A 7,802-nucleotide genomic window follows, 5' to 3' on the forward strand; every position below is an offset into this window, starting at 1 on the left:
AGCATTACCAGAAGCTATTGTATTAAATCCTTGAGCATGGGAATTTTCCCCTTCAGCTTTAGTTTCCATACCTTCACTATGAGAATTATTACCTATTGAAGTTGTATTAAAACCTTCAGCATGAGAACCATTACCAGAAGCTGTTGTATTAAAGCCTTGAGCATGGGAATTTTCACCTTCAGCTTTAGTTTCCGCACCTTCACTATGAGAATTATTACCTATTGAAGTTGTTTTTAAGCCTTCAGCATGAGAATTAACACCAGAAGCTGTGGTTTGTTTCCCTTCAGCATGAGAATTTATAGCAGTTGATCTAGTTTCTTCACCTTCACTATGTGAATTTTTCCCCTGTGATCTAGTTTTAAAGCCTTCAGCATGAGAATTATCTCCAAATGTTTTAGTTTCGTTTCCTTCTACATGAGAATTTTCACCAAAAGCAATGCTTTTAAAACCTTGACTGTGAGAATTTTTACCATTTGCTATAGTTTCATTTCCTTCAGCATGAGCATTTATTCCTTTTGTATAATTATAACTTCCTTCAGTATGAGAAAAATTTGCATAGGCTTGTGTGGAAAAACCTTCAGCATGAGAGGAAACTCCATTTGCTAAGGTTACATTTCCTTCAGCATGGGAATTTTCACCTTTAGATTGTGATAATTTCCCTTCACTATGTGAATTATTACCATCAGCAAGAGATTTATAACCTTCAGCATGAGAATTATCTCCTTCAGATTTGGAAGAAAAGCCCTGAGCGTGAGAATTAATGCCAGTGGAAATGGTTAAACTACCTTCAGAGTGAGAGTTATTACCTTTTGAAATAGTTTCAGAACCTTCAGCATGAGAATTATCTCCTTTAGCTTTAGAAGAAAAGCCTTGAGCATGAGAGTTAATGCCAGTGGAAATAGTCAAATTACCTTCAGAGTGAGAGTTATTACCTTTTGAAATAGTTTCACAACCTTCAGTATGAGAATTATTTCCTTCAGCTTTAGAGGAAAAGCCTTGTGCATGAGAATTATTACCAAATGCAATGGTTAAATGCCCTTCAGAATAAGAATTAATTCCTTTTGCAATAGTTTCTAGCCCATTAGAGTGAGAGTTATTACCTTCAGCTTTAGTCATATTACCTTCAGCATGAGCATTAGCTCCAAAAGCAATAGTTTTTAATCCTTCACTATGTGATGAACAACCTGTTGCTTGTGTATTAGAACCCTCAGCATGTGAAGTTTTTTCAAAAGTAATACTGTTGCACCCTTCACTATGTGAGCAATCACCAAGACTTTTACTATTGCAACCTTCCGCATGAGAACAATCACCAAGAGTTTTTGAAGAACAACCTTCTGCATGAGAGCATTTACCTGAATTTTTATTATTGCATAAAATATTGTTAGAATTATCATTTAGGTTTTCACAATAATAATTTTTAGAGTTAGGAATATTAGATACTTTTTTTATATTATTTGTTTGGTAAAAACATAAAGAAAAAATAATATCACCAAATTCTTTTGTCTCATCAGATAATGAATAAAAAATTTTATTATTAAAATAAATTATTGAATCTGCTATATAATTTTTGCAATTAGGAACTTTACAATTAATATCAATTATATCACAGCTACAATTAATATATTCAATATTACAATTTTCACAATGTAAATTATTAATTTTATAAAAGCTACAATTAATATTGTTACAATATTTTTCCTCAAAGTCAAAGAAAGTTCTTGTAGCAAGAAAAATTTCATTATCTATAAATAATATAGATTTTATTTCATTAATGGTAGTTTGTGAAGTAAACTTTAAAGGTATATTGATCCATCCATTTTTAGGATTGTAAGACCAAATTTGAGAGCCATATAAGGAACTAGTTCCTACAATTAAACATTCGGTTTGAGTTTTAGGACAGGTATATATAGTAAAAGCTTTAATTAATTGATTTGGAAAAATAGTTTTTGAACTAATAACTTTTTTTACATCAAATCCAGATATGTTTATTTGTTTCCAGGAATCTATATTACCATTTTTACTTGACCAAATTTCTATGCCGTTAGAAAGGTAAGAATTTAAATCTTTGAAATCACCAGAAAGTGTATTAGTAGCAGCGTAAAGACAATTATTTAAAACAACCATAAAAGCTATATCTTTATTTTTATTAATATTATTAAAAGATATAGGAGCTGTAGTTTCCCAATACATTTGAGAATCATTTAAATTATTAGATCTAACTATTTCAAAGGTATTTTGTAAAAATGTAATTCCGTAAATATAGTTATTAAAAAACACTAAAGGTTTTACTTTTAAAGGTATATTTTTAGATTTTTTTAAAGAGTTTATTTTTATCCAATCAGTTAAAAAGGAAGTATTAGCTTTTATCTTCCATGAGAATCCATTTGAATCATATAAGTATAAATAATTATTTAAAGGAACTAATAAAATTTTTTTATCATTAGTAGGAATAGGTATACTTTGCCATGCTTTTAATTTAGTTGAAATAAGTTTAAATAAGCCATGTGAATTATAGGCATATAAATTATTATTGAATTTTAATAAATTAGTTCCATGTAAAGAAGATGAAAAATCAAAGAAACCTACTTCACTAACTTGAGAAATGCTTTTTTTTATGTTTGTTGAATCATTACAATTATTATCATCAATTATATACATATAGTTATCCTCCTAATAACAGCTAATAATAAAATAAGGTTATTATACAATATGCTAATTGTTAATTATTTGGTAGTGAAAATAAAACAATGAAATTTAAACATAATAATTAAATTTCATTGTTTTTAGATATAATTTTAAATTTTATCTAAATAGTATTAAAATTTGATTAGTATTTGTTCTTTTTAATACTTTATATCCATTATTAGGATTAGATTTAGTAGCAATACCATTATTATTTGGTAGGCAAAAATCACCAGGTAAACAAGTTCCATCATCTCTAATGAGAATTTGACCTAATATACCTACAGCTACCCATTCAGGTCTTTCAGATCTAGGAATATATTTTTTAGTACTATCATAATTAGGGTTTAAAATAGGTTCTTTAGTTATAGATTCATTAGTTAAAATGTTTCCAAAGTCATCAGTAGAGGCAGGAACTATAATTTTTTTATATTGAATTCGTCCCCATTCATCTTTTAAATATTTATCTTTCCATCCAAATTCACTATCATTTGCTAATATTGAGTAATTAGCTGAGGATATTCCTAAAATAAAAGAATCCTGTGAATTAGCTTTTCTAATTTTATCATTTTCTAATGTTATAAAATAACCAGGTTCAATGGAGTTTCCATCTACAGTTTCAAATAATTCTGCATAATCAGCACCACCAGTTTGAGTACCACCATTTGCAAATAGTTTACCAGTATTATCTATTCTTGCTACAAGTGCAAGATTGTTAGAATCTTGGCCATTAGCTAAACAAAAAGAATAATCCTCTTTAGTTTCACCAAATCGACCCATTATAAAAGAACCAGTATGTCTAGCAATTGTACCTTTTCCTTGAGCATGAGAATATCTCCCAGTAGCTCTAGTATCTTCTCCTTCAGCATGAGAATTTTCTCCGTTTGATTCACATCTAGTCCCCTCAGCATGGGAATTAGCTCCAGTAGCTCTAGTGTTAAAACCTTCAGCATGGGCACTAGTGCCAGTAGCTTGAGAGGAGTGACCTTCAGCATGACATTCTGTATTGGTAGCTCTTGTTAATTTCCCTTCAGCATGAGAATTTTTTCCTTGAGCTCTAGTAGATTCACCTTCGGCATGAGAGTTTTTTCCAGAAGCTTCAGTACTTAAACCTTCAGAATGAGCATTTGTTTCATTAGCTTTAGTAGATTGCCCTTCAGCATGAGAATTTAGACCAATAGCTTCAGTAAATTCTCCTTCAGCATGAGAAGAGTTACCATTTGCTTTAGTATTATTGCCTTCAGCATGAGAATTGATTCCTTTAGCTTGAGTAAATTGACCTTCCGTATGAGAACTATTTCCTATAGCTTTTGTAAAACTTCCTTCTGCGTGTGAACCAATACCAGTAGATTCGCTAGATTGACCTTCAGCATGAGATGCTTTACCAATAGATTGTGTTTGTTCACCTTCAGCATGAGAAAAGTTTCCAGAGCTTGTAGATCTAAACCCTTCAACATGTGAACCAGGAGCAAAAGCTTTAGTAGATTGTCCCTCAGCATGAGAATTAATTCCAGTAGCCTGAGTTTCATTACCTTCTGCATGACAAGTATCTCTTTTAGCAATAGTTTTAAAACCTTCAGCATGAGATGCTATTCCAGAAGCTTCAGTTTCTCTACCTTCAGCATGAGCATTTACACCAGAGGCTTTAGCTTGAAAACCCTCAGCATGAGAATTTTCATTACTAGCTTGAGATTGAAATCCTTCAGTATGAGAATTATTTCCAGATGCAATAGTTTGAAACCCTTCAGTATGAGAAGCTTGTGCTTGAGCTTTTGTTTGAAAGCCTTCAGCATGAGAACTTATACCAGATGCTTCATTGTTAGCACCTTCAGCATGAGAAGATCTTCCAGAGGATATAGTTTTAAAACCTTCAGCATGAGAGCTTTCACCAGAAGCTATAGTTCTAGTTCCTTCAGCGTGAGAATTTGTACCAGAAGCTGTAGTGATTTCGCCTTCTGAGTGAGAATTTATTCCAGATGCTTGAGTAGATTCACCTTCAGCATGAGAAGAATGTCCAGAGGCTATAGATTTAAAGCCCTCAGCATGAGAGTTTACACCTGAAGCTTGAGTTTGATTACCTTCAGCATGAGAGTTTTCACCAGAAGCTTTAGTTTCATGACCTTCAGCATGTGAAACGGTAGCAGAAGCTATAGAAAAAAGACCTTCAGCGTGAGAAAATTTTCCACCAGCTTGAGTTTGATTACCTTCAGCATGAGATTCACTAGCAATAGACTTTGTTTTAAAACCTTCCGCATGAGAATTATTACCTGATGCTATACTTTGAGAACCTTCAACATGTGAGTTAGCACTAGAAGCTATAGTTCTAGTTCCTTCTGAATGAGAATTTATTCCAGATGCTTGAGTAGATTCACCTTCAGCATGAGAGGAATTTCCAGATGCTATAGTTTTAAATCCTTCCGCATGAGAGTTTATACCAGAAGTTTGAGTTTGGTTACCTTCAGTATGAGAATTTTCACTAGAAGCTTTAGTTTGAAAACCTTCAGCGTGTGAAACAGTAGCAGAAGCTATAGAAAAAAGACCTTCTGAGTGAGAAAATATTCCGCGAGCTTGAGTTTCATTACCTTCACTATGAGAGGAATTTCCAGATGCTATAGTCTTAAAGCCTTCAGCATGAGAATTATTACCAGAAGCTTTAGTTTCATTACCTTCAGCATGAGAGGAATTTCCATTAGCTTCAGTTTCATGACCTTCAGAATGAGAATCAAAACCGTTAGCTTTACTTAGATGACCTTCAGCATGAGAATTTTCACCAATACTCTGACATTGATGACCTTCAGCATGAGAGTTTATACCGTTAGCTTGAGCTTCATTACCTTCAGCATGAGAATTACTTCCTTTAGCTTTAGATTTAATACCTTCAGCGTGAGAGTTTTCACCAGAGGTTAATGTATCTAGTCCTTCAGCATGAGAATTGGTACCATTAGCTTGAGATCTAAAGCCTTCAGCATGAGAATTTTTTCCTATAGCTCCAGTTTGGTTGCCTTCGGCATGAGAATTTGCGCCAGCAGTTAATGTACCAAGCCCTTCAGCATGGGAATTTTTATTGTCAGTAGTGCATGAGTTCCCTTCAGCATGAGAGTTATCACCATTAGATACGCATCTTAAACCTTCAGCATGAGAGCTTGAACCATTAGCTCTAGTTAAGTTTCCTTCAGTATGAGAATCATCGCCATTAGCGATAGTTTTAAAACCTTCAGCATGAGAAGTTGTTCCTTTAGCTTTTGAAGATAAACCTTCAGCATGAGAGTTATCACCATTAGCTTCAGTTTGATTACCTTCAGCATGAGAGTGTTCACCATTAGCAATAGTTTTAAAACCTTGGGCGTGGGAATTTATTCCTATAGATTCGCTTTCGTTACCTTCACTATGGGATGAATTACCAGAAGCGGTAGTATAACTACCTTCAGCATGAGAATGTTCACCATTAGCAATAGTTTTAAAACCTTCAGCATGGGAATTTATATGATTAGCTTGAGTTTGATTACCTTCAGCATGAGAATTTGAAGCATTTGATATTGAGTTAAGTCCTTCAGCATGAGATGAGCACCCAATTGCTTGAGTATTAGAACCTTCAGCATGAGAGTTTTTACCTAAAGTATTTGATAAGCAACCTTCACTATGGGAACAATCTGCTAAAGCCTTTGATGAACAACCTTCAGAGTGAGAACAATCACCAAAAGCTTGAGTAGAACAACCTTCACTATGAGAGCAAGTACCTAATGAATTATTTTTACATTTATCAATCAAAATAGAATTATTATTTGTATTAGAACTTTCAATTACATTATTAGATTCATTGAATAGTAAAGCAAAAACTATATCTCCAAATTTATTATTTTTATCTGAAACAGAATAATAAATTTCATTATTAAATAATAATATAGAATTTGTAATATAATTTTTATATAGAGGTTCTTCGCAAGGGCAGGTACAAATACAATTAGAAATGCAATTATCACAATTACAATTTGTATAATCTATTTTACAACATTCACAGGTTAATGAATTAATTTTGTATAAATTACAATTTATATCTGAGCAAACATTATTTACATTGCAAATAGTTCTAGAAGCAATAAAAAATTCATTTTTAAAGAGAACAATAGATTTAATTTCACTTATTATACTACAAGGCTCATTTTCTATAGGAACATTATACCATCCATTTAAATCTTCATTATTATATATCCAAATTTGAGATCCAAAAATAGAACTAGTAGCTATTATTAATGATTCTTTATTGGTTTTAGGAGATTTAAAAATACTAGAGGCTTTTATTAATTGGTTAGTAGAAATTAGCTTATTATTTATTTTTTTTCTTACGCCAAAACCAGATATATTTATTTGTTTCCATGTATTGGAATTACCTGTTTCGTTTTCCCAAATTTCAACGCCATCACTTAAATAAGAGTTTTCATCTGTAAATTTTCCAGAAAGAGTATTAGTACCAGCATAAAGACGATTATTTGCCACTGTTAAAAATGCTAAATCTTTATTTTTATTTATTTTATTAAAGGATTTAGGTGAAGCTACTTCCCATAACATTTTAGAATCCATTAAATTTGAAGATTTCATAATAAAAAAACTAGTATCTGTAAAAGTAACACCATATATATATCCTTTAAAAAATGCTCTAGGTTGAACAAATAATTTTTTATTATCAGATTTACTTGTAGATTCAACTTTAATCCAAGATTTTAACGGATCAGTACATTTTTTTAGTTTCCATAACTCTGAATTACAGGAAAGATATAAGTAATCTTCTAAAGGAACCATATAAATATAATTTATTGAAACAATAGGAAGATATATTTTTTGCCATACTTTTAATGCAGGGGAAATTAATTTAAAAAGTCCTTGAGAATTATATGCATAAAGATCATTATTAAATTTTAATAGTTGTGAACCAGCTAATGAAGATGGAAGATTTAGAAATCCAACTTCGCTTACTTGGTTACATCTATTAGAAATTTTCATATTGGTTTCTATGGAATGAAAATGTTTCATAGATATTCTCCTCCAATTAAGTAAATTTTTATTTTAAATATTAGGTTTATATCCATAATATTCAAAAAAATGGAATTTGATAGAGGTTTATA

The 7,802-nt window shown here is 31.5% G+C and carries 1 protein-coding gene and 1 pseudogene; both read right to left on the minus strand.

Annotation, left to right across the window (positions count from 1 at the left end; genetic code table 11):
• Positions 1-2,658 (minus strand): annotated as a pseudogene (locus GBZ86_RS10180) (hypothetical protein); the annotation flags it as partial.
• Positions 2,659-2,802: 144 nt separating this feature from the next.
• Positions 2,803-7,710 (minus strand): peptidase G2 autoproteolytic cleavage domain-containing protein, encoded by a 4,908-nt coding sequence (locus tag GBZ86_RS18270; RefSeq protein ID WP_234885150.1) that lies wholly within the window; start codon positions 7,708-7,710, stop codon positions 2,803-2,805.
• Positions 7,711-7,802: the final 92 nt, after the last annotated feature.

The sequence above is a fragment of the Clostridium tarantellae genome (genome assembly GCF_009295725.1).
GTDB classification, from domain to species: Bacteria; Bacillota; Clostridia; order Clostridiales; family Clostridiaceae; genus Sarcina; species Sarcina tarantellae.

Coding starts and splice junctions, on each gene's coding strand:
- GBZ86_RS18270 (WP_234885150.1), bottom strand. CDS start 7,710: ATGAAACATTTTCATTCCATAGAAACCAATATGAAAATTTCTAATAGA.